The 20,572-nt window shown below is 61.6% G+C and carries 21 protein-coding genes; 14 read left to right on the top strand and 7 right to left on the bottom strand.

The genetic code is table 11. The features are described from left to right. Positions 1-62: 62 nt before the first annotated feature. The 6 genes from rbfA (at position 63) to rpsO (ending at position 4,218) form a co-directional block, all read left to right on the top strand. A complete protein-coding gene (gene rbfA, locus AC2FNZ_RS16625) occupies positions 63-458 on the top strand; it encodes a 30S ribosome-binding factor RbfA (protein ID WP_093964142.1) in 396 nt (131 codons plus the stop codon). Then, positions 455-1,198 carry a phosphodiester glycosidase family protein gene (locus tag AC2FNZ_RS16620; protein ID WP_496841297.1) on the top strand — a complete coding sequence of 248 codons (744 nt, stop codon included), beginning with the start codon at positions 455-457 and terminating at the stop codon, positions 1,196-1,198. Before rbfA ends, AC2FNZ_RS16620 begins: the two co-directional genes overlap by 4 nt. 54 nt (positions 1,199-1,252) lie before the next feature. Continuing rightward, the gene (gene truB / locus AC2FNZ_RS16615; protein ID WP_496841296.1) at positions 1,253-2,158 is read left to right on the top strand and encodes a tRNA pseudouridine(55) synthase TruB; all 906 of its coding nucleotides are present in this window, start codon (positions 1,253-1,255) and stop codon (positions 2,156-2,158) included. A 22-nt stretch (positions 2,159-2,180) separates the two neighbouring features. Continuing rightward, positions 2,181-2,690, top strand: coding sequence for a DUF1643 domain-containing protein (locus tag AC2FNZ_RS16610; RefSeq protein WP_170341998.1), 510 nt, complete (start codon positions 2,181-2,183; stop codon positions 2,688-2,690). 95 nt (positions 2,691-2,785) lie between these two features. Continuing rightward, positions 2,786-3,805, top strand: a complete 1,020-nt coding sequence (locus tag AC2FNZ_RS16605; RefSeq protein WP_496841295.1) for a calcium-binding protein — start codon at positions 2,786-2,788, stop codon at positions 3,803-3,805. A 143-nt stretch (positions 3,806-3,948) separates the two neighbouring features. Further along, positions 3,949-4,218: a 30S ribosomal protein S15 gene (gene rpsO, locus AC2FNZ_RS16600; RefSeq protein WP_005980247.1), complete on the top strand. Its 270-nt coding sequence runs from the start codon at positions 3,949-3,951 to the stop codon at positions 4,216-4,218. A 74-nt stretch (positions 4,219-4,292) separates the two neighbouring features. On the opposite strand, the gene AC2FNZ_RS16595 is transcribed toward rpsO, so the two are convergent. Further along, positions 4,293-5,615, bottom strand: a complete 1,323-nt coding sequence (locus AC2FNZ_RS16595; protein ID WP_496841294.1) for a metal-dependent hydrolase family protein — start codon at positions 5,613-5,615, stop codon at positions 4,293-4,295. A gap of 117 nt (positions 5,616-5,732) precedes the next feature. On the opposite strand from AC2FNZ_RS16595, the gene AC2FNZ_RS16590 reads away from it, so the two are divergent. Continuing rightward, entirely contained in the window at positions 5,733-6,056 is a 324-nt protein-coding gene (locus AC2FNZ_RS16590; RefSeq protein WP_093964136.1) for a potassium channel family protein, read from the top strand. 102 nt (positions 6,057-6,158) lie between these two features. Here AC2FNZ_RS16590 and AC2FNZ_RS16585 read toward each other — a convergent pair whose 3' ends face one another. Then, positions 6,159-7,760, bottom strand: a complete 1,602-nt coding sequence (locus tag AC2FNZ_RS16585) for a BCCT family transporter (protein ID WP_496841293.1) — start codon at positions 7,758-7,760, stop codon at positions 6,159-6,161. 610 nt (positions 7,761-8,370) lie between these two features. Between AC2FNZ_RS16585 and pnp the strand changes: the two genes are divergently transcribed. Then, positions 8,371-10,521 carry a polyribonucleotide nucleotidyltransferase gene (pnp, locus tag AC2FNZ_RS16580; protein ID WP_496834508.1) on the top strand — a complete coding sequence of 717 codons (2,151 nt, stop codon included), beginning with the start codon at positions 8,371-8,373 and terminating at the stop codon, positions 10,519-10,521. A 91-nt stretch (positions 10,522-10,612) separates the two neighbouring features. Then, positions 10,613-11,344 (top strand): glycosyltransferase family 25 protein, encoded by a 732-nt coding sequence (locus tag AC2FNZ_RS16575; RefSeq protein WP_496841292.1) that lies wholly within the window; start codon positions 10,613-10,615, stop codon positions 11,342-11,344. Here AC2FNZ_RS16575 and AC2FNZ_RS16570 read toward each other — a convergent pair. Next, positions 11,341-12,228 (bottom strand): LysR family transcriptional regulator, encoded by an 888-nt coding sequence (locus AC2FNZ_RS16570; RefSeq protein ID WP_496841291.1) that lies wholly within the window; start codon positions 12,226-12,228, stop codon positions 11,341-11,343. The two genes, AC2FNZ_RS16575 and AC2FNZ_RS16570, sit on opposite strands and share 4 nt — an antisense overlap. Before the next feature lie 133 nt (positions 12,229-12,361). Between AC2FNZ_RS16570 and AC2FNZ_RS16565 the strand changes: the two genes are divergently transcribed. Then, on the top strand, positions 12,362-13,057 hold the full coding sequence (locus AC2FNZ_RS16565) for a type 1 glutamine amidotransferase domain-containing protein (protein WP_496841290.1): 696 nt from the start codon (positions 12,362-12,364) through the stop codon (positions 13,055-13,057). Between the two features lie 54 nt (positions 13,058-13,111). Here the strand turns inward: AC2FNZ_RS16565 and AC2FNZ_RS16560 are convergent, their stop codons facing one another. Further along, a complete protein-coding gene (locus AC2FNZ_RS16560) occupies positions 13,112-13,762 on the bottom strand; it encodes a peroxiredoxin (RefSeq protein WP_093964131.1) in 651 nt (216 codons plus the stop codon). A gap of 217 nt (positions 13,763-13,979) precedes the next feature. Between AC2FNZ_RS16560 and AC2FNZ_RS16555 the strand changes: the two genes are divergently transcribed. After that, positions 13,980-15,419: an aldehyde dehydrogenase family protein gene (locus AC2FNZ_RS16555; protein ID WP_496841289.1), complete on the top strand. Its 1,440-nt coding sequence runs from the start codon at positions 13,980-13,982 to the stop codon at positions 15,417-15,419. Between the two features lie 63 nt (positions 15,420-15,482). Here AC2FNZ_RS16555 and AC2FNZ_RS16550 read toward each other — a convergent pair whose 3' ends face one another. Both AC2FNZ_RS16550 and AC2FNZ_RS16545 read right to left on the bottom strand, forming a co-directional pair. Further along, on the bottom strand, positions 15,483-15,917 hold the full coding sequence (locus AC2FNZ_RS16550) for a glyoxalase superfamily protein (RefSeq protein WP_496841288.1): 435 nt from the start codon (positions 15,915-15,917) through the stop codon (positions 15,483-15,485). Positions 15,918-16,094: 177 nt separating this feature from the next. Then, positions 16,095-16,946, bottom strand: a complete 852-nt coding sequence (locus AC2FNZ_RS16545; RefSeq protein WP_496841287.1) for a methylated-DNA--[protein]-cysteine S-methyltransferase — start codon at positions 16,944-16,946, stop codon at positions 16,095-16,097. A 132-nt stretch (positions 16,947-17,078) separates the two neighbouring features. Here AC2FNZ_RS16545 and nth point away from each other — a divergent pair, with 132 nt between their 5' ends. From nth to AC2FNZ_RS16530, 3 genes are all read left to right on the top strand, one after another. Next, positions 17,079-17,723 carry an endonuclease III gene (gene nth / locus AC2FNZ_RS16540; RefSeq protein WP_040633580.1) on the top strand — a complete coding sequence of 215 codons (645 nt, stop codon included), beginning with the start codon at positions 17,079-17,081 and terminating at the stop codon, positions 17,721-17,723. Further along, positions 17,720-18,709, top strand: coding sequence for an adenosine kinase (locus AC2FNZ_RS16535; protein ID WP_496841286.1), 990 nt, complete (start codon positions 17,720-17,722; stop codon positions 18,707-18,709). The genes nth and AC2FNZ_RS16535 overlap by 4 nt, the downstream gene beginning before the upstream one ends. Positions 18,710-18,776: 67 nt before the next feature. Continuing rightward, positions 18,777-19,397 carry a hypothetical protein gene (locus tag AC2FNZ_RS16530; RefSeq protein WP_496841285.1) on the top strand — a complete coding sequence of 207 codons (621 nt, stop codon included), beginning with the start codon at positions 18,777-18,779 and terminating at the stop codon, positions 19,395-19,397. A 248-nt stretch (positions 19,398-19,645) separates the two neighbouring features. Here AC2FNZ_RS16530 and AC2FNZ_RS16525 read toward each other — a convergent pair whose 3' ends face one another. After that, positions 19,646-20,572: a DMT family transporter gene (locus AC2FNZ_RS16525; RefSeq protein WP_496841446.1), complete on the bottom strand. Its 927-nt coding sequence runs from the start codon at positions 20,570-20,572 to the stop codon at positions 19,646-19,648.

Below are 20,572 nucleotides of genomic sequence, written 5' to 3'. Positions count from 1 at the left end.
AAAGCCTCCTACCCGGTTCGGGGCCGCTTGGCAAAGCCCCGCTTTGCGCTTAGATCGGGGACATGGCTAAGAACAAATTCCACGACGGCCCCGGCCCCTCGCAACGGCAGCTTCGCGTCGGCGAACTGATCCGCCGCACCCTGTCCGAGGTGCTGGCGCGCGGCGACGTGCACGACCCCGACCTGAACCGCCTGTCGATCACCGTGGGCGAAGTGCGTACCTCGCCCGACCTCAAGATCGCCACGGCCTATGTGCTGCCGCTGGGCGGCAAGGGGCAGGACACCGTGATCGAGCTGCTGGCCCGCAACAAGGGCGAGCTGCGCCGCATGGTCGGCAAGAAGGTCGGCCTGAAGTTCGCCCCCGACCTGCGCTTCCGGCTGGACGAAACGTTCGACCGCATGGACGACACGCGCCGGATGTTCGAACAGGACGCCGTGCGCCGGGATCTGGACGAGTGATCCGCAGGGCGGCCGCTCTGCTCGCGCTGCTCTGGGCCGGACAGGCCGGCGCGGTGACGTGCGAGCGTGTGGCCCACGAAGACCGGCGCTATACCGTGTGCGAGGTGGACGCCACCGCCGAGGACCTGCGCCTGTTCCTGTATGACGACGCAGGTCAGGTGCTGGGCCATTTCTCGTCGGTGAACGAGGAACTGGCCGGTTCGGGCCAGCGCCTGAGTTTTGCGATGAATGCGGGCATGTATCACGAGGACCGCTCGCCCGTGGGCCACTATGTCCAAGACGGGCAGGAACTCATGCGCGTGATTCCCAACGCCGGCCCCGGCAATTTCGGCCTGCTGCCCAACGGGGTGTTCTGCATCCGCGAAGGCCGCGCCGACGTGTTCGAGACGCTGGACTATCTTGATCGCAAACCCGATTGCCGCTTTGCCACCCAATCCGGCCCGATGCTGGTGATCGACGGCGAATTGCATCCACGGTTTATCGAGGATTCGACCTCGCGCTATGTGCGCAACGGGGTGGGCACCAGCGCCGATGGCAGCCGCGCGGTGTTCGTGATCTCCGAAGATTACGTCACCTTCCATGAATTCGGCCGCCTGTTCCGCGACGTGCTGAAAACGCCCAACGCGCTGTTTTTCGACGGCAACATCTCGCGCATGTATGACCGGCCGGCGAACCGGTCCGACGTGGGATTCTCGCTGGGGCCGATCGTCGGCGTGGTCGAGGACATTCCGGCAAATTGACAGCGCCGGACCGATCCGCTAGGTCGCGCGCCTTAACAGACGGCAAGGTGCATCATGGGACGCAAACGCAAGGGTCGTGACATTTCCGGTTGGCTGGTGGTCGACAAGCCCGCGGGCATGACCTCGACCGCCGTGGTCAACAAGGTCCGCTGGGCACTGGATGCCAGGAAGGCGGGCCATGCCGGCACGCTCGACCCCGAGGCCACCGGCGTTCTGGCCGTCGCTTTGGGCGAGGCCACCAAGACCGTTCCCTACATCACCGATGCGCTCAAGGCCTATACCTTTACCGTGCGTCTGGGCCAGGCCACCAATACCGACGATGCCGAGGGCGAAGTGATCGCGGAAAGCGACCTGCGCCCCACCGATGACGAGATCAAGCAGGCCCTGCTGCCCTTCGTGGGCGAGATCATGCAGGTGCCGCCCAAGTTCTCGGCGGTCAAGATCGACGGCCAGCGCGCCTACAAGCTGGCCCGCGACGGCGAGGATGTCGAACTGGCCGCCCGCCCCCTGTGGGTCGAGGAACTGGTGCTGGTCGACCGGCCCGACCCCGACCATGCCGTGCTGGAAATGACCTGCGGCAAGGGTGGCTATGTCCGCTCGATCGCCCGCGACCTGGGTGAGGCGTTGGGCTGCCATGGCCACGTCAAGGAGCTGCGCCGGATCTGGTCCGGCCCGTTCGAGGCCGAGGACGGGCTGAGCATCGAGCAGATCGACGCGATGGCGAAAACCCCGGCGCTGGATGACTACCTGCGCCCGCTGGAAGAAGGGCTGGCCGACCTGCACGAGCTGAAATGCACCCCCGAAGGCGCGACCCGCTTGCGCAACGGCAACCCCGGCATGGTTCTGGCCAGCGATGTGGAATACGGCGACGAGGCCTGGGCTTCGTTCGACGGCAAGGCCGTGGCGGTGGGGGTCTACAAATCCGGTGAGTTGCACCCCAGCCGGGTGTTCGCCGGCTAGGCCCCATGCTATGCGAAGGCGCATGATCACCCGGTCCCACACCAAGGGCGACGCGCCCTCGACAGCCGTCTATTCCGACTGCGAACGCTATCGCTACAGCCTGACCCGCATCTGGGATCCGGCCGGGCGCCGGGCGCTGTTCGTGATGCTGAACCCCTCGACCGCGACCGAGGTTCAGAATGACCCGACCGTCGAGCGCTGCGAGCGGCGCGCGCGGGCTTTGGGATTCGGGGCGTTCCAGGTGACCAACATCTTTGCCTGGCGCGACACCGACCCGCGCAAGATGCGCGCGGCGGCCGATCCGGTGGGGCCGGAGAACGATGCCGCCATCCTTGCCGGCGTGGACTGGGCCGATCAGGTGATCGCCGCCTGGGGCACCCATGGCGCGCATCTGGATCGCGGCCCGGCGGTCGAGCGTCTGCTGCGCGGCACCGGCCAGCCGCTGTTCCACCTGGGGCTCAGCAAGGCAGGCCACCCCAAGCATCCGCTCTACATCGCGTATACCCAGCAACCCGAACCGTGGAACCGGTGACAAAGGGTTAACCACAGACTCAGGTTGACTTTGACCAACCCTTTGGCGGCATGGGATATTTCACACTCGGGGCGGCACGCTTTCGGAGGGTTCCCATGTTTCTGCTCGGATTGTTCGGTCTGGCCGCAATGGGCGGCGCAGCATACGCGATCAGCGACGTATTATCGGGGGATGAAGACGAGGACAACGACGATGTCATCGAGGAAGATGCCGTCGAAGACATTCCCGAAGGAAATCTGCTTGAGATTGACGATTCTTTCGAAGACCCGGCCGAGGCCGAGGATGCGTCCCACGAAACCATACTCTCGGACGTGGACGGAAACCTGGTCATCGCTGGCGGACCGGGTGTGGACAATCTGAGCGGGGCCGAAGGCAACGATCAGATCAACGGCTATGACGGCGGTGACATTATCGACGGTGGCGCCGGAGATGATACGTTGTTCGGCGCGGACTGGGATGACACGCTAAACGGAAACACTGGCGATGATATTCTGCACGGTGGCAACGGTCACGATGACCTCTCGGGGAATGCCGGTGACGACATATTGTACGGCCATGCTGGCGACGACCAGTTGGTTGGTGGCGAAGGCGATGACGATCTGTACGGCGGTCAGGGCAACGATAACCTTGCCGGTGGTGAGGGCGAAGACGCGCTGCAAGGCGGCGACGGCGAAGACATGCTCGCCGGCGGCGCAGGGGAAGACACGCTGTTCGGCGGTGATGGCGACGACACTCTGTCCGGACAGGACGATGGCGACACGCCCGCCAGCGATTTTCTGAACGGCGGCGCAGGGGACGACACGATCCTGGCAGGCGCCGGAGATGTCGTCACCGGCGGTCAGGGAGCGGACCAGATCGCCATCGACGGAACGGCCACAGGGAAGGAAGTCAGCGTCGTGGATTTCACCCCCGGAGAAGACAAGCTGCTGATCGAATGGAACGGCCCTGACGCGCCCGAAATCGGGATCGAACAGGATGCGGACAACGCCGATCTGACGGGCGTTCTGGTCAACGGGCGTGAGGTGGCCCATCTGTTTGGCGCCCAAGGTCTTGGGCCCGAGGATATCCAACTGACCCCGGGTCTGGACCCGACCCTGACCAGCCCCACCGGCTGACGGACCAGAATCCCTTTGCCATTTATTCCGATTGCGCCTATACGCGCCCATCCGCATCGGAATCGGTGCGGTTTTCTCCATGGGCCTGCGCTGGACGACATCCCGGCCTGCGCCATCAACTCTAACCTTCGAAGGAGACCCCGATGTCGATCACTGCTGAAGAAAAAGCACGCGTCATGAAAGAATTCGCGACCAAGGACGGCGACACCGGTTCGCCGGAAGTCCAGGTTGCCATCCTGACCTCGCGCATCAACACCCTGACCGAGCACTTCAAGACCCACAAGAAAGACAACCACGGCCGCCGTGGTCTGTTGAAGATGGTTGCCCAGCGCCGCAAGCTGCTGGACTACCTGAAGGGCAAGGAAGAAGCGCGCTACCAGGACCTGATCAAAAAGCTGGGCATCCGCCGCTAAGCGTGGAATACACCGCTTTCAAGTTCGAGACGCCCGCCGTATGGCGGGCGTTTTTTGTCAGAGGAGCGTGATGTTCAGTCCAGCGTGTTCTTGTAGACCACACCGTCTTTCATGATCAGGTCGAAGTTTTCGTGTGGGTTTGCAACCAGATCGATGTCTTCCAGCGGGTTGCCATCCACAAGGATCAAATCGGCATAAGCGCCTTCTGTAATCTGGCCCAGCGGTCCTAGCTGATAGGGATGACGGGGGCCGGACAATTCCAGCAGTTCGGCATTGGTCGAAGTGGCCATCTGCAAAACCTCGTAAGGAGAATACCACCGCTGCAGCTTGGCAAGAAACGCACCCTGCCGCTCGGCCAATTTCGGGTCGAAAAGAATGTCGGTCCCGAAGGCGGTTTTGACCCCCACTTCCTTTGCGGTCTTGTAGGTGAAATCGGTGCCGTTGGTCACGTCGATCCACTTCTGTTGGCTGACGGGGTCATCAAAGGAAAACCCGTCTTCGTCATCCAGCAGCGGTTGCACGGACAGCCACACGTCATTGTCACGCATCATTTCCATCGTCTCACGGCTCATGAGGAAGCCATGTTCGATGGATTTCACACCGGCCTCAATCGCGATGCGCGCAGCATCGTCGGTGAAAAGATGAGAGGCAACATAGGTGTTGTAGGTGTCGGCCACTTCGACAAAGGCTGCGATTTCATCCTTTGTGTATTGGCGAACGTCCAGCGGGTCGTATGTGGACGACACACCGCCCCCGCCCGCAATCTTTAGCTGCGTGGCCCCCATACGCATGACTTCTCGGGCCCGCTTGGTCACTTCTGGGACGCCATCTGCCTGCATCATCAGACCAACGCTGTACCAATACCACAAAGCATCGCCTTCGTTTGTCGGCACCGCCTGATAAGGGCGGTAATCAAAATGCCCGCCCGTCTGCGTGATTGGCGGGCCGGACGGCAGGATTCGCGGACCGGGGATTTCGCCTGCGTCGATCATCTTCTTGATGGCAAAGGAATTGCCGCCAACATCACGGACGCTGGTAAAACCCCGCATCAGAGTGCCTTCGGACCCCAAAGCGCCACGGATCGCCACACCCAAAGTATCATCGGTTACAACCGAGCTTTGCGGGCTGCAACAATAAAGGGTGTGCCAGTGCACATCGATCAGGCCTGGGATCAGGGTGCGCCCACCACCGTCGATCACCGTTGCACCTTCCGCCGAGATCGGGTCTGTCGAAACAGCCGCAATCAGGTTGCTCTCGATCAGAACATTCGCGTTTTCGATGCCCCCGTCGTTGACGCCATCAAATACATCCACATTGGTAATCATGGTCTGAGCCGGGTCTTGCTGCGCGGAAACCGAGGTGGCGGCAAGCAGCGCGGCCAAAAGATGAATACGCATGAAGTATCTCCTGTCAAACACCGCCAACTTAGCGAATAATCCGATTTGTATATGCGGAATTTCACTCGAGAACATGCATCCTGAACGTATCCTCGAAACTGCCCAAAGGCGTACAGAATGATAGCTCTGATCCTAAATGCCTACCGTCTGCTCAAGGCGATCGTCCGATCCTGGGATGACCCCCATTTTCGGGGTGGTTTGCTGCTGTGTGTGCTTATTCTTCTGTCCGGCACGTTGTTCTACAGCAGCGTCGAGGGCTGGCATTGGGTGGACGCGCTGTATTTTAGCGCGACCACATTGTCGACGGTCGGGTTCGGCGATCTGTCCCCGGCGACCAAGATCGGCAAGGTCTTCACCGTGATCTACATTTTCGTTGGGGTCGGCGTGTTCATCGCAATGTTCATTCAATTTGCGAAGGCTTTGTTGCGAGATCCTGAATAAACAATTCCGAACCAGATCAAACCCTTGGAACTATAACCGGGCCCGGTTTAACCGAAAGAACGCCCGCCATTTGGCGGGCGTTCATTGGTCGATGAAGTCAGTTCAGATCTTGGCGCGTTCAGACTTCAGCGCCAGCCACAGGCAGTAGCACATGATCAGCACCACAAGCGTGAACGGGATGCCGGTTGACACCGCCGCCCCTTGCAGCGCGGCAAGTCCGCCACCCAGCAGCAGCGCGATCGCGACCAGACCTTCCAGCGTGCACCAGAACACACGCTGCACCACCGGGGCGTCCATCTTGCCGCCTGCGGTGATCGTATCGATCACCAGAGACCCCGAGTCGGACGAGGTGACAAAGAAGACCACGATCAAAATCAGCGCGATCGGGGCCACGATGCCGTAGAGCGGAAGCTCTTTCAGGAAGCCGAACAGCGCGCCTTCGGGGGCATAGCTGTCGATCACCGTGGCTTTGACGCCCTCGGCGCCGCCTACGTTCAGCATGTCTATGGCCGCGCCACCAAAGGTGGACATCCACAGCGCACAGACCGCCGTCGGCGCCAGCAGCGCACAAATCACGAATTCACGCACCGTGCGCCCCTTGGAGATGCGGGCAATGAACATGCCCACGAAAGGCGACCACGCGATCCACCAGGCCCAGTAGAAGGTTGTCCAACCGTGGAAAAAACTAGTGTCTTCGCGCCCGAACGGGTTCGACAAAGCCGGCAGCAACCTGACGTAATCGGTCATCACGCTGAAATAGCGCGAGATCGCCGTGCCGATCCCGGTCACAGCGATCACGAACAGGAACAGGCCCACGGCCATGACCATGTTGATCTCGCTGAGCCGCTTCACGCCCGCGTCCATGCCCATCAGCACCGAACCCAGCGCGATCATCGTGATACCGATGATCAGCAAGACGACGACGGTGGAGCTGGGTTCAATGCCGAACACCTCGTAGAGACCGGCGGCAACCTGTTGCGCGCCCAGCCCCAGCGATGTGGTCAGGCCGAACAGGGTGGCAAACACCGCCAGCGTGTCGATCGCATGGCCCCACCAACCCCAGACACGCTCGCCCAGCAGCGGATAGAAGGCCGAACGCAGGGTCAGCGGCAGACCGAGATTGTAGCTGAAGATCGCGAGGCTCAGGCCCACAGCGGCGTAGACCGCCCAGCCCTCCAGCCCCCAGTGGTGGATGGTACCTACAACACCAATGTATTCATTGCCCGGCACCGCGATGTCGATGCCCAAAGGACGGGCACCGCCATCCTCGGCGAAATTGTAGTAAACCGGCTCTAACACGCCGAAGAACAGCAATCCGATGCCGATCCCGGCCGCGAACATCATCGCAATCCAACCGGCGTAGGAGTAATCGGGCTTGGCGTCTTTGCCGCCGATGCGCACTTTGCCCACCGGGAGAACGATCAGGGCCAGGCAGAACAGCGTGATTGCATCCACCGAAAGGACGAGGAACCAGTCGAAGGTGCTGGTCAGCCACGGCCGCAGCCAACCGAAGAACGTCGCTGCGGCCTCTTGATTGGCGAGGGCGATCAGCACGAAGGCAAAGATCAGGATGCTTGAGATGAGAAAAACCGGGTTGTGAATATCCAGCCCGAATGGGCGAACATTGTCCTGCCCCAGCTCGTATTCCGTTTCGAAATCATAGATCCGCGGATCCGGATCCAGCATTTTCTTGGTCTGAGACATGTGGCCGTCCCTTTCGTTCGCGCGAATTGCAAACGCCAAGGTATTCGGCCTTCGGACGACAGTGAGTAGTGTTACCCCCTTGGCGCCTTTTCGTCGTCTGGACCGCGGGTTCCGTGGTAAGAGGCTACACTGCAATCACTTTTTCACAAAATGCATTCGCCTACGGGAATATGTCTGCGCATCGCCAGCCATATCCTGACCGAGGTCGAGCGGACGGGTTCGCACATGTTCCGCGGCTTTCTACCGCCGTTGCGGCCCGAAATCTCTCACCAGCCTCGGCTGCATCGATTTCCGATCTGCCTAACCACGATGGTGAGCGATCGTCGTGTTTGCGAGCGGGTGCACGCCAGATGTTATGCGGGCTTACGCAGCGGAACGTTCGCGGTGTCGGCTGACGCAAAGGCGAACCACGACAGATGCAGGACCGTGTGCCTTCTGCGGGCTTATCCCTTTCAATCCGGCGCAATCTCATGTATGCGCGCGGTATCTGAGACGTTGTGCCCTGACCCCGGCACTCGAATGGAAGATAAATTGGGGTCGGCGGCAATGGGGCCGCCACGCAAAACGGGAGACCCGCAGGGGCGGGAGTGCTCCCATCTAGGATACGCTTATGTTTGATGTAACGAAAAAATCAATTCAGTGGGGCGAAGAGACGCTGACACTGGAAACCGGCAAGGTTGCCCGTCAGGCCGACGGCAGCGTGATTGCCACGCTGGGCGAAACCAGCGTAATGGCCAACGTGACCTTTGCCCGGGAGCAGAAGCCCGGTCAGGACTTTTTCCCGCTGACCGTGCACTATCAGGAAAAATACTATGCCGCCGGCAAGGTGCCGGGTGGCTTCTTCAAGCGCGAGGCCCGTCCGACCGAGAAAGAGACGCTGACCGCGCGCCTGATCGACCGCCCGATCCGTCCGCTGTTCGTTGACGGGTTCAAGAACGAAGTTCTGGTGATGTGCACCGTGCTGAGCCACGATCTGGTCAACGACCCCGACATCGTGGCGATGATCGCCGCATCGGCGGCCCTGACCATCTCGGGCGCGCCCTTCCGCGGACCGATCGCCGGTGCCCGCGTTGGTTTCGTGGATGGCGAGTACGTCCTGAACCCGACCGTCGACGACATGCAGGACCTGCGCCTGAACCCTGAACAGCGTCTGGATCTGGTTGTGGCCGGTACCAAAGACGCCGTGATGATGGTGGAGTCGGAAGCCTACGAGTTGACCGAAGCCGAGATGCTGGGTGCCGTGACCTTCGCGCACGAACAGATCCAGCCGGTGATCGACCTGATCATCTCGCTGGCCGAAGACGCCGCGAAAGAGCCCTTTGCGTTTGAAGCCCCCGACTACTCGGAGCTGTACGCTGCCGTGAAAGCTGCCGGTGAAGAGCAGATGCGTGCCGCATTCGCAATCACCGACAAGCAAGAGCGCACCGCAGCGGTCGCCGCTGCGCGCGAGGCCATCAAGGCCGCTCTGACCGAAGAACAGCTTGAGGACTCGAACCTGGGTTCGGCGATGAAAAAGCTCGAAGCCGGCATCCTGCGCGGCGACGTGGTGAAGGGCGGCAAGCGGATCGACGGTCGTTCGACCACCGACGTGCGCCCGATCGTGGCCGAAACCGGCCTGCTGCCGCGGACCCATGGTTCGGCCCTGTTCACCCGTGGTGAAACCCAGGCGCTGGCCGTGACCACGCTGGGCACCGGTGACGATGAGCAGTTCATCGACGCGCTGCACGGAAACTTCAAATCGAACTTCCTGCTGCACTACAACTTCCCGCCCTACTCGGTCGGCGAAGTGGGCCGCGTCGGTTCGCCCGGTCGCCGCGAAATCGGCCACGGCAAACTGGCATGGCGCGCCCTGCAAGCGGTTCTGCCGGCTCCGACCGACTTCCCCTACACCATTCGTGTGGTGTCCGAGATCACCGAGTCGAACGGCTCGTCCTCGATGGCATCGGTCTGCGGCGGTTCGCTGTCGATGATGGATGCGGGCGTTCCGCTCAAGGCTCCGGTGGCCGGTGTGGCCATGGGTCTGATCCTGGAAGACGACGGGGACTATGCCGTTCTGACCGACATCCTGGGTGACGAAGACCACCTGGGCGACATGGACTTCAAGGTTGCGGGTACCGAAAACGGTATCACCTCGCTGCAGATGGACATCAAGGTCGCCGGCATCACGCCCGAGATCATGGAGAAAGCCCTGGCTCAGGCCAAGGACGGCCGTCTGCACATCCTGAACGAGATGAGCAAGGCGCTGAGCGAGACCGCCGAGTTCTCGGTCCACGCCCCGCGCATCGAGACCATGCAGATCCCGACCGACAAGATCCGCGAAGTGATCGGCTCGGGCGGCAAGGTGATCCGCGAGATCGTGGAAACCAGCGGCGCCAAGGTCGACATCAACGATGACGGCATCATCAAGATCGCATCGCCCGATGGTGAGTCGATCAAGAAAGCCTACGAGATGATCCACTCGATCGTGGCCGAGCCGGAAGAAGGTCAGGTCTACACCGGCAAAGTCGTGAAGATCGTCGATTTCGGCGCCTTCGTGAACTTCTTCGGCAAACGTGACGGTCTGGTCCACGTGTCCCAGATCGAAAACCGTCGCCTGAACCACCCTTCGGACGTTTTGAAGGAAGGCCAGGAAGTGAAGGTCAAGCTCTTGGGCTTCGACGATCGCGGCAAGGTCCGCCTGTCGATGAAATGCGTCGATCAGGAAACCGGCGAAGAGATCGTGCCCGAGAAGAAAGAAAAGAAAGAGGAAGGCGCGGAATAACCCGCCCTACCCTTTGCGAAATCCAAGACCCCGGTTCCGGCCGGGGTCTTTTTGTTTTCCCTGGGCCTTTCCCGGGCCGCAGCCCTGTTCTATGCACGACACCATGCGATCCTTCATCATCCATATGTCCTCCAGTACCGCGCGCCGCCCCAATGCCGAGCAGCTCTGCGCCGACCTGCCCAGTGCCGAGCTGATCGAAGCGGTCAATGGGCGCGATCCGGCGCAGATTGCCGGGGTCACGCTGCATCCGGGCAACCTGCACCGCCCGCACTACCCCTTCGCGCTGCGCCCGGCCGAGATCGGCGTCTTCGAAAGCCACCGTCGGATCTGGCGCAAGATGGTCGACGAGGGGATCGATCTGGCCATCACCGCCGAAGATGATCTGCGCATCGATCCCGACCGGATGAACGCTGCACTGGATCTATTGCGCCCGATCGCGACCCCTGATCACTACATCCGCATCCCGGTCAAGCAGCGCGAAACCGCAGCCCAGACCCTAGCTGAGCGCGACGGCCTTCATCTGATCCTGCCCAAGGTCATAGGGTTGCAATGCGTCTGTCAGGTGGTGGGCCGGAAGGCGGCGGAACGACTGCTGGCGGCCACCGACCACATTGACCGCCCGGTGGACACGTTCCTGCAGATGCACTGGATCACGGGCCAGCCCGTCCACGCGCTGTTGGGCAGCGGCAACCAGGAAGTGGCCCGTGAAATCGGCGGCTCGACGATCCAGACGAAACCGCCTTTGACCGACAAGCTGACCCGCGAATTCAAGCGCGCCGCCTATCGCGCGCAACTGCGCCTGCATCCGCAGCGCCCTGGCTAGTCGGGCACCGCGTCGCCCAGTTCCTCGACCAGGAAATCCATCGCTCGGCGCACCCGCAGCGGCAGATGACGACGCTCAGGATAGACGATCCAACTCGCACGGCTTGGGTCTTCGTACCCCTGCAGTATCGGCTCTAGCTCAGGGGGGCGTTTCGCGCCCAAAAAAATCTCGGGCGCGTACATGACCCCCAGACCTTGCCGCGCGGCAGAAAGAACGGCGTGCGGGTTGTTGGCCTGCCACCGGCCATGCACCCGAACCTCGATCGGGTCGCCCGAGCCGGGGTCGCGGAATACCCACCGGTCATTGTTGGTGATCAGGCACTGATGATGCCGCAGGTCGGCCGGATGGGTTGGCCTTCCGTGCCGGTCGAGATAGCCGCGCGCGGCAACGCAGACCATCCGTCGGGTCGCCAGCCGCCGCGCGATCAGCCCGCTCTCCGTCAATTGGCCATAGCGGATGGCAAAGTCGAAGCCTTCTTCGGTCAGGTTCAGAAGGCGCGAATTGAAGTCGATCGTAACCGAGAGCTTGGGGTGCAGGCTTGCAAACCGAGCCAATGCCGGTGCCACGAACTGTTCCGCAAACGGACCGGCGGCCGACACGCGAATGCGCCCCGCGATCTGGGCCCGATCCCCTGCCGCTGACTGGTTCGCCTCTTCCAGACCCGCCACAAGCCCGGCCACCCGCGCGTGATAGTCGCGTCCGGCGTCGGTCAGGCGCACCACGCGGGTCGAGCGCGCCAAAAGCTTGACGCCCAAACGATCCTCAAGCCGGGCGACCTGACGCGAAACATGACTGACCGAAACCCCAAGCCGCCGGGCCGCAGCGGTGAAGCCCCCCGTCTCGACCACCATCAGGAATTCTTCCAGCCCATCCCACAGCGCCATCTCGCAGCCTCATTATTGCATGTCAGCAATAATGCTTTGCCAAATCCGGCACTAATCAACAAGCGGCAACAGACATATATCCCGATCACACAAGACACGGGCCGGGTGAACCGGCCGAACTAGGAGAAAACACATGGCTTCGACTGCAAAGAAAATTCTGATCGTCCTGACATCGCATGACCAGCTGGGCGACACCGGAGAAAAGACCGGGTTCTGGCTCGAGGAGCTGGCCGCTCCGTATTACGTGTTCAAGGATGCCGGTGCCGAACTGACGCTGGCCTCGCCCAAAGGCGGGCAGCCGCCGCTGGACCCCAAAAGCAGCGCACCCGACAGCCAGACCGACGATACCCGCCGGTTCGAGGCCGACCCCGAAGCGACGGCAGCATTGGCCAACACGGTCAAACTGTCCGAGGTGAACGCCCAGGACTATGACGCGATCTTCTATCCCGGTGGGCATGGGCCGCTGTGGGACCTGGTGTCGGATGAGAAATCGATTGATCTGATCGAGGCGTTCTGGTCGGCCGGGAAACCGGTCAGCGCCGTGTGTCACGCCCCGATCGTTCTTGCGCACACCAAGGCCGCGGACGGGTCGCCGCTGGTCAAGGGTCGTACCGTCACCGGCTTCACGAATGAAGAAGAAGACGCCGTCGGCCTGACGAATATCGTGCCTTTGCTGGTCGAGGATACGATGAAGGACCGGGGCGCACAGTTCAGCAAGGTGGAGCCGTTCCAACCTCACGCGGTGCAGGACGGCAAACTGATCACCGGGCAGAACCCGGCTTCGTCCGCTGCGGTTGCGAGGAAAGTGCTTGAGGCGTTTGAGGCCTGAGGACGTTCAATGCGGAACAGGGCGGGGCGTGATGCGCCCCGCCCCTTCCTTGCGTCAGCTCGGCGCTTTGGTCTTGCGCAGATAGGGGAAGATCGTCTCGAACTCGCCGAACTTCTCCTTGGCTTCGTCATTCGAAACCGACGGCGGGATGATTACATCTTCGCCCGGCACCCAGTTGGCCGGGGTAGCCACGCCCTTGGCGCTCATCTGCAGGCCGTCCAGCGCGCGCAGGATCTCGGCAAAGTTTCGGCCCACGGTCATCGGATAGGTCATCGACAGTTTCAGCTGCTTGTCCGGCCCGATGATGAAGACCGAGCGCACCGTTGCGCTGTCTGCCGGCGTGCGGCCGTCGGGCAGATATGCCTCGGCGGGCAGCATGTCGAAGGCTTTGGACACTGCCAGTCCGTCATCGGCGATGATCGGAAAGCCGGGGTTGGCCTTGCCATAGGCCTCGATGTCTTTCTTCCACTTCTTGTGGTCCTCGACCCCATCGACCGAAACACCGATCACTTTGGTGTTGCGCTTGGCCCATTCGTCGTTCAACTGCGCCACGGCCGAAAACTCGGTGGTGCAGACCGGAGTGAAGTCCTTGGGGTGCGAGAACAGGATCGCCCAGCTGTCGCCGATCCAGTCGTGGAACTGGATGGTGCCCTGGTCCGTTTCAGCGGTGAAATTGGGGACGGTATCGTTGATGCGCAAACCCATGATGCATCTCCTTTCCTGTGAAAACCCGAGTCGGTTGGTGCAAACCTAATCACTTTGCCCTCAGGTTAAACCATTGATGTGGCACAGGGGCAAAAAACGTGCGATCAATAATTTGATCAAATTTCCAGAATTGCCTTGCCCCAAGGGGGCCGCAGTGACAGAGTGCCCGGGAAAACCGACCGCGCGGTCGAATGAATGCGGATCAAGAGGACACGCCATGATCGAGAAACGCGATTTTTACATCAACGGCCAGTGGGTCGCCCCCAGCCAGCCCAATGATTTCCAAGTGATCGACCCCTCGACCGAGGAGCCCTGCACGGTGATCTCGCTGGGCGGTCAGGCCGATACCGACGCGGCCGTGGCGGCCGCCAAGGCGGCGCTGCCGGGCTGGATGGCCACGCCGGTCGAAGAGCGCATCGCGCTGGTGGAAAAGCTGATCGAGATCTATCCCACCCGTGCCGAAGACCTCGCGCAGGCGATGTCGATGGAGATGGGCGCGCCGATCGACATGTCGCGCACCCAGCAGGTGGGCGCCGGGATATGGCATCTGAAGAATTTCGTGCGAGCGGCCAAGGATTTCCAGTTCGAACGCCCCTTGGGCGACCATGCCCCCAATGACCGGATCATCTATGAGGCGGTCGGCGTCGCCGCGCTGATCACCCCTTGGAACTGGCCGATGAACCAGATCACGCTCAAGGTGGGCGCGGCGGCCATCGCGGGCTGCACCATGGTTCTGAAACCGTCCGAGCAAAGCCCTCTGAACGCGATGATCTTTGCCGAGATGATGCACGAGGCGGGCTTCCCCGCCGGTGTCTTCAACCTTGTGAACGGGGACGGGGCCGGCGTGGGCACTCAGCTTTCGGGCCACCCGGACGTGGACATGGTCAGCTTCACCGGCTCGACCCGTGCGGGCACGGCGATCTCCAAGAACGCCGCCGACACGCTGAAGAAGGTGCATCTGGAACTGGGCGGCAAAGGCGCCAACGTGATCTTTGCCGATGCCGATGACAAGGCGGTCAAGCGCGGCGTGCTGCACATGATGAACAACACCGGTCAGAGCTGCAACGCGCCCAGCCGGATGCTGGTGCAGCGTCCGATCTATGACCAAGCGGTGGAAACCGCGGCCGAGGTAGCCAACAAGGTCACCGTGGGCCCGGCCATGCAGGAAGGCCGCCATATCGGCCCCGTCGTGAACGAGCTGCAATGGACCAAGATTCAAGCCCTGATCCAGAAAGGCATCGACGAGGGTGCGCGCCTGGTCGCCGGCGGTCCCGGTCGACCCGAAGGGTTCAACAAAGGCTATTTCGTGCGCCCCACCGTATTTGCGGACGCAAACAACCAGATGACCATCGCGCGCGAGGAAATCTTTGGCCCGGTCCTGACGATGATCCCCTTTGACACCGAGGAAGAGGCCATCGAGATCGCCAATGACACACCCTATGGCCTGACCAACTATGTCCAGACGCAGGACGGCGCCCGCGCCAACCGCATGGCGCAGCACCTGCGCTCGGGCATGGTCGAGATGAACGGCCAATCGCGCGCTGCCGGTTCGCCCTTTGGCGGCATGAAACAGTCCGGCAACGGGCGTGAAGGCGGTGTCTGGGGGCTGGAGGACTTTTTGGAGGTCAAGGCCGTCAGCGGCTGGACGCCGGAATAACCCCGGCACGGAAACGTTCAAAATGCGGGGCAAGGCGCGGACAGGCACCTTGCCCCGTTTGCGTCAGGCCGGGCGCACCACCAGTTGTGGTTCGCCGTTCGACGTGTGACGGGCCGACCGTCCGTCCCAGCCGATCTGGCCGCTGACGCGCTGGCGAAAGGCCGAGAAGCTGTCAAAGGTCACCACGTCGACCGGGGTGTCGAACTGCAGCGTGATCCGCCGCTGCGCACCGTCGCCCAGCATCGTCAGGCCCCGGATTTCCCCGGTGAAGGGCTGGCCCAGATAGGTGCCCCGCACGCGGTCTCCGACCTTCAGGTGCAGCCGGTTTCCGGCCATCGCGTGCAACGTGTTCCAGTCGCGCGCGCCGTGCTGATGGGCGATCATCTCAAGCGATTGCGCATGGCTCAGGGCCACGCCCGCGCCACGCAGTTTCTCGCGCAGGCGTTTGGCCTGCACTTTCAGCTCGCCTACTGGGGCGATGTTTTGGGTCTGTGTCATGTCTTGCCTCGTTTCCATGAACGGGCGCGAGTATTGGACGGGGCTCGCCTTGCCATCCGCGCGCCGGGAAAGGGCAACAGATGTGGTTTGAACCGGGTTTCACCAAAGCCATAAGGCCGCGAGCGGCAGGAGACCCGAACCTGCGTGCCTTGTGGCAGGCGCGGAACCCCAAGTCAATCAGGCATCGGCCTGCGCCGCCTCATAGGCCAGCATGGCGCGTTTGACGGGCAACCCCCAGTGATAGCCGCCCAGCCCCCCCGATTTGCGCAGCGCACGGTGGCAGGGGATCAGCCAGCTGACCGGGTTGCGGCCCACCGCCGTGCCCACCGCCCGCACCGCCTGCGGCGTGCCCACGGCCTGCGCGATCTGGGAATAGGTCGTCACCTGGCCCGAAGGGATCTGCATCAGCGCCTCCCACACCTTGATCTGCAAGGGTGAGCCGATCAGGTACAGCGGCGTCGGCTCCAGGCGGTCGCTGGCCGCGCCAAAGGCCGACAGGACCCACGGGCGCAGGCGCATCGGATCCTCGACATAGTCGGCCAGGGGCCAGCGCGACAGCATGTCCTGCATCGCGGCCTCTTCGCCGGTCTCGGCGGAAAAGGCCATGCCGCAGATGCCCTTGGCCGTGCCCATCACCAGCGCCGGGCCAAAAGGGCTTTCGAACCAGCCCCAATAGATGGTCAGCCCCGCGCCCTTGCGGGCGTATTCGCCGGGGCTCATCGCCTCCCATTTCAGAAACAGGTCGTACAGGCGGCCGCTGCCGGACAGACCGACGCTGTGCGCGGTCTCCAGCATGGTGAAGCGCTCGCGCAGCAGCGCCTTGGCATGGCCCAGCGTCAGATATTGCTGGTAGCGTTTCGGCGACACGCCTGTCCAGCGCGAGAACAGGCGCTGGAAATGAGTGGGGCTCATGTCCATCTGGCGGGCCAATTCTTCCAACGACAGCGACTCGCCGCCTTGGTCGATCAGCTCGATCGCGCGCCGCATCACGTTGTAGTGGTAACCGGATTCGGATGTCTGGACGTTCATGGCATTCACCTTGTTGTGGCTTGCCCCATCCTAGCCGGGCCGGGCCCGACGGTGCGACCCGAAACTTGCGCATTGCCGGTGCGGCGGGCTTTGGGCTTGTCACCCGGCACCGCGGGCGGCATTAAGGCCCGGATGGCAAAGCAGCTTGATTATCACACGATCCGCGAGATCTTTACCCGGTTCCAGCAGGCCGACCCCGAACCCAAGGGCGAGCTTGAGCATGTGAACGTGTATACGTTGGTCGTCGCCGTGGCGCTGTCGGCGCAGGCAACCGATGCAGGCGTCAACAAGGCTACCCGCGCGCTCTTCAAGATCGCCGATACCCCGCAAAAGATGCTCGACCTCGGCGAAGAGGGGCTGATCGAGCACATCAAGACCATCGGCCTGTTCCGCCAGAAGGCCAAGAACGTCATAAAAATGTCCCGCATTCTGGTCGAGGAATACGGCGGCGAGGTCCCCAACTCGCGCGCCGCGCTGCAGTCGCTGCCGGGCGTCGGGCGCAAGACCGCGAACGTGGTGCTGAACATGTGGTGGCGATACCCGGCGCAGGCGGTCGACACGCATATCTTTCGCGTCGGCAACCGCACCGGCATCTGCCCCGGCAAGGACGTGGACGCCGTGGAACGCGCCATCGAAGACAATATCCCCGTGGACTTTCAGCTTCACGCCCATCACTGGCTGATCCTGCACGGCCGCTACCACTGCAAGGCGCGCAAACCGCAATGCGGCACCTGCCTGATCCGCGACCTGTGCCAATTCGAGGACAAGACCCTATGAAAACCTATCACCTGACCGGCATCGGCAACGCCGTTGTGGACGTCATCTCTCAGGCCGACGACAGCTTTCTCGAGATGATGGGGATCGAGAAGGGCATCATGCAGCTGATCGAGCGGGAACGCGGCGAGGTGCTGTATGCGGCCATGGAAAACCGGGTGCAGACCCCGGGCGGTTCGGTGGCCAACACCATCGCGGGCGCGGGTGCTCTGGGACTGGACGCGGCCTTCATCGGGCGAGTGCACGATGATGCGCTGGGCCGGTTCTACGCCGATGCGATGAACGAGGACGGCGTGGATTTCGTGAACCCGCCGGTGCCGGGGGGCGAACTGCCGACCTCGCGTTCAATGATCTTCGTCTCACCCGATGGCGAACGGTCGATGAACACCTATCTGGGCATCTCGTCCGAACTGTCCTCGACGGACGTGCCGGCCGAGGTGGCGGGCAACAGCCAGATCATGTTCCTCGAGGGGTATCTGTTCGACAAGGAGAAGGGCAAGACCGCCTTTCTCGAGGCCGCGCGCGACTGTCGCAACGGCGGCGGCAAGACCGGCATCGCCATCTCCGACCCGTTCTGCGTCGAGCGTCACCGCACCGATTTCCTGCTGCTGATCGAACACGAACTGGATTTCGTGATCGGCAACGAAGCCGAGATCAAATCGCTGTTCGAGACCGACGACCTGGAAGAGGCGCTGGCCAAGACCGCCGCGATCTGCCCGCTGGTGGTCTGCACCCGCTCGGGCGACGGGGTGACGGTTCTGCACGACGGCACGCGCATCGATGTACCGGTCGAGAAAGTGGTGCCGGTGGACGCCACCGGCGCGGGCGACCAGTTCGCCGCAGGGTTCCTTTTCGGCATGGCGACGGGCCGCGACTATGGAACCTGCGCCAGAATAGGCAACGTCTGCGCCCGAGAAGTGATCAGCCATATCGGCCCGCGGCCGGATACCAACGTGCTGGAGTTGTTGCGGGAAGAAGGGTTGGTGTGATTGCTATGTAAGCAATAAGTTGCCACGAGCCATTCACAAGTCTTAGCTAAAGAAGTGAGAATCTAAGTTGACCAACCCAGACGACTCTGAGGAGCTCTGCCGCTGGGCGCGGATCATGAACAAATCACATGGCTATGGCGGAGTTTTTAATCATGAAACGCCTGAAGACAAAGCCATAGTGGAAGTGAGTACTGCAAACGAATGGCGACGAGCGGTCGCCTCCGAATTTGGATTAGCTGTTGGCGAGCCAGAGCAAAATCCACATGACCCGCCCGATTGCTTCGTTCAATTTTCGGGCCGTCGCCTGAGTGTTGAACTGGTCCAGCTTATTAACCCCAATCATAAGCGGCGCGCCTCAAACGGTGAGTCACCATACATGCGGCCATTGTTTGAGGACATGCAGTGGACGAAGTGTCGACTTATCTCCGAACTTAACGAACTCATCCGCAACAAGGGGGAAAAATACCAACAACGTGGAATTCAAATTGACGTTTTGTTGATTCACACCGCAGAAACTTGGCTGCGTTTCGATACGGCGAAAGAATGGCTCGATACGATTTCTATTCGACCGCACCGGAATATTGCCAACGCTTTCCTTCTATTTGAATATGAGCCGGGAAGAGGCACCAAATGCTGGCCAGTGTCTTTTCTCTATGGTGACTTAATTTCGGAAAAGAACGCAGGCTAAAATCCTACGTCAATGGTTTCCCGGCACTGAGCAAAACAAGACTTTTCACCCCCAGTACCGCCAAAACGCCTCCCTCACCCGCTCGTAGACCGCGCGCTTGAAGGGCACGATCTCGGCGATCAGGCGGTTGGGGTCCTGCCATGTCCAGCGGTTGAACTCGCGGCCGTTTCGATGTCGGCCTGATCGTCGCGGCCGGATACCAACGTGCTGGAGATGTTGCAGAAAGAAGGGTTGGTCTGAGGTCAAACCTACTTTTTAGGTTCGTTCGCGATCACGGTGGTCAAGGTGCGTGTCGTTCGGCTTCGGGTGATTGCGATCGCTCCAAGAACCAAAGCGCAGGCTATGGCTTGGGGCGCCGTGATTGCTTCGCCAAAAGCAACAAATCCGACCACGAACATCGTTGGCAATTCTATGCTTCCGACGACCGCGGTTTTAGAGGCGCCGATCAACGGCGAGCAGATCGTGTAGATGAGCTGCGGCACAAGCGCCGTGACCAGGCCGATCCCGACGATCAAGATCCAGTCGGATTGCCCCTCCGGGAGCAACTGTTGCACATCGGCACTCAGCATCAGCGGCAGGAGCCCAAGAACCGATCCCAAGGAAACCGAGGCTATGCGCGCAAGCGGCGCGATGCGGGACAGCCTGTGGACCAAAACACAAATACCGAAACCAAAGCCGAACGGGGCCGCCAGTGCCACAAAAAGAGTAGGTATGTGTTGTGGGGACACGGATGCGGGCGAACCAGCAATGATTGCCGCCAGAACGATAAGGCCAGAAGCGAGCAAGGCGCGCCGCGTGGCTGGATCAGAGAAAAGCGCCCAGGCAATGACCAATGTAAAAACCGGATAGGTCATGTAGAGCACGCCCACGGTTGACGCGGACAAGGCCTCCAAAGCCGTTACGTATCCAATCCACCCAAGTCCCATCACGGCTCCTGCCGAAAGGCCCCAACAAATCTCGCGCCAAGCTTTGCGGTGCATGACGAGAACGGGCAGCAGCAGAATTGCCGCGACGATGTAGCGGTAGAATGCGACGGCATAGGGTGCGACGCCCTGCTGCGTCAGCCCTCTGCTGAAATAGGGCACCAGCCCAAAGCAGATCGACGCGAAAAGAACGCCTGCAACCGCAAGCGCATAGGGAATAGCCGGTCCGGTTTGTGTTGAGGTCTTTGCCAT

The sequence above is a fragment of the Ruegeria sp. SAZA006 genome (genome assembly GCF_059613465.1).
Note: the sequence above shows the minus strand (reverse complement) of the source record. Positions and strands in the feature narration are given on the sequence as shown.